The following is a 1,935-nucleotide window of genomic DNA, read 5'->3' as shown; positions in this document are numbered from 1 at the left end:
TGGCCTGACCCGCTCACACCAGTCGTAGCTGTACCCCCGACCTCTCCTCCTGTAGCCTCAGGAACGCAGAGCTGTCAAGGTCGGCCCATCCTCGGGTCATGGCCTCCTCCATCTCTGCTTGGCAGACACCGGTCAGGTTCATAGGAACGTCGTAGTTTTCTGCCAGTTCAGTGGCAAGCCGCATATCCTTCATCGCCGTTTTCAGCGCGAAACGGGGCTCGAAGTCGCCGCTGAACAGCGTATCGGGCAGACGGGTGTGCAGGTTGAAGTTCCTGCCGATTGCGCACTTCTGGAAAACCTCCACCAGCACCGACGGCTCCACCCCCGCCCGCGCTCCCAGAGTCAGGCACTCGATTGTCGCCATGTCCAGTGAGAACCCGGCGCAGTTGTGCGCGATCTTGCACACGCAGCCCGCGCCGATATCACCGACGTGCATGACAGTCCTGGCGACCGCGTCCAGAACCGACTTGCAGCGGTCGAGGGTGTCGCTGTTGCCCCCGACCAGCATGGTCAGGTCGCGTGTTCTTGCACCCTCCGCACCGCCGCTGACCGGGGCGTCGAGCATTGCAACCCCTGCCCTCTCCAGCCTCCGGTGGGTGTCTCTTACAAGTTCAGGGGAGTTGGTCGTGTGGTCCACCAGCACAGAGCCGGCAGCTATTCCTTCCAGGATGCCATTGGCCCCGTGGACCACTCGTTGGAATTCAGGCGGACCTGGAAGACAGGTGCATACAATGTCACACTGCTGGGCGACTGCCTTTGGGGAGTCGCCCCACTCGGCCCCGGCTTCGAGCAGCGGAGCCGTTGCGCTTCGGTTTATGTCGTGGACTACCAGAGAGAAACCCGCGGCGAGGACCTGCCCCGCCATGGGCTGTCCTATGCTCCCAGTCCCAATGAATCCAACGCGCATCGGCTCACTCCTGATCGTAATGGACTACTCTTTGGTTATTGCGATACTATCACAACGATATAGCTGGAAAGAGGCTCCTCTACGGAGAACAGTGCGGCACGATCGACATGACTCGAGAATGTACATACGTCAATGTCGCGGAGTTTGATTCATCTGATGGCTTGAGGCTCAGTAGTCAGGGTGGAAGATGGTAGCGAGACAAGCGCTGAAGTACGACCGTACGATCGGGATCGTTGCGATGGAAGGACGCGGGTTCAGCAACCCGGTGGATATCGCCTTCTCCAGCGACGACCGTATCTACGTAATCAGCCGCACAAATTCGCTTCAGCCATACGGCATACGAATCGGCATCTGCGATCTGGAGAGCAACTACTACGGCCACTTTGGATCGTACGGTTCGGAGCCCGGACAGTTCGTGTGGCCGACATCCGTGGCGTTCGACTCGGAAGACAACCTGTATCTCGCCGATGAGCACAACCACCGCATCACCGTCTTCGACACGTCCGGCAGGTACATCCGGCACTGGGGCGAACAAGGTTCGGACGATGGACAGATAGATGGTCCGTCCGGAATCGCGGTCGATTCCTCCGGCGATGTATTGGTCGGGGACGCCTACAACGGGCGCATCCAGAGGTTCACAGCGGACGGCGAGTTCATGGCGAGTTTCGGCCGACCAGGGGAAGGTACTGCCGAGTTCAACATGCCGTGGGGCGTCACGCTCGATAGCGACGGCAACGTGTACGTCGCCGACTGGCGAAATGATCGCATCCAGAAGTTCTCTCCAGACGGCGAGTTCATGGCGGCGTTCGGCGAGCCGGGAGACGGCGACGGTCAGTTCCGGCGGCCGTCCAGCGTCGCGGTTGATGACGAGGGGCTTATCTACGTCGCCGACTGGGGCAACGAGCGCGTTCAGGTGTTGTGTCCTGACGGCGAGTTCCTGGAGAAGCTCAGGGGACAGGCGACACTGTCAAAGTGGGCCGAGGAGTTCTATGCGGCCAACTCAGACGAGTGGCAGGCGCGCCAGAGGG

At 60.5% G+C, this 1,935-nt stretch carries 2 protein-coding genes; one reads left to right on the top strand and one right to left on the bottom strand.

Annotated elements, in window-relative coordinates; all coding sequences use genetic code 11:
- Nucleotides 1-13 precede the first annotated feature (13 nt).
- Nucleotides 14-907: an NAD(P)-dependent oxidoreductase gene (locus J4G14_15260; protein MCE2459147.1), complete on the bottom strand. Its 894-nt coding sequence runs from the start codon at nt 905-907 to the stop codon at nt 14-16.
- Nucleotides 908-1,094: 187 nt separating this feature from the next.
- On the opposite strand from J4G14_15260, the gene J4G14_15255 reads away from it, so the two are divergent.
- The coding region (locus J4G14_15255; protein ID MCE2459146.1) for an NHL repeat-containing protein at nt 1,095-1,935 on the top strand (841 nt) is incomplete at its 3' end.

This window comes from Dehalococcoidia bacterium (assembly GCA_021295915.1).
Classification (GTDB): Bacteria; Chloroflexota; Dehalococcoidia; order Lucifugimonadales; family UBA1123; genus VXRN01.
Note: the sequence above shows the minus strand (reverse complement) of the source record. Positions and strands in the feature narration are given on the sequence as shown.

Bases quoted from the DNA above. Each gene is read 5' to 3' on its own strand.
- J4G14_15260 (MCE2459147.1), bottom strand. From the start codon at position 907: ATGCGCGTTGGATTCATTGGGACTGGGAGCATAGGACAGCCCATGGCG.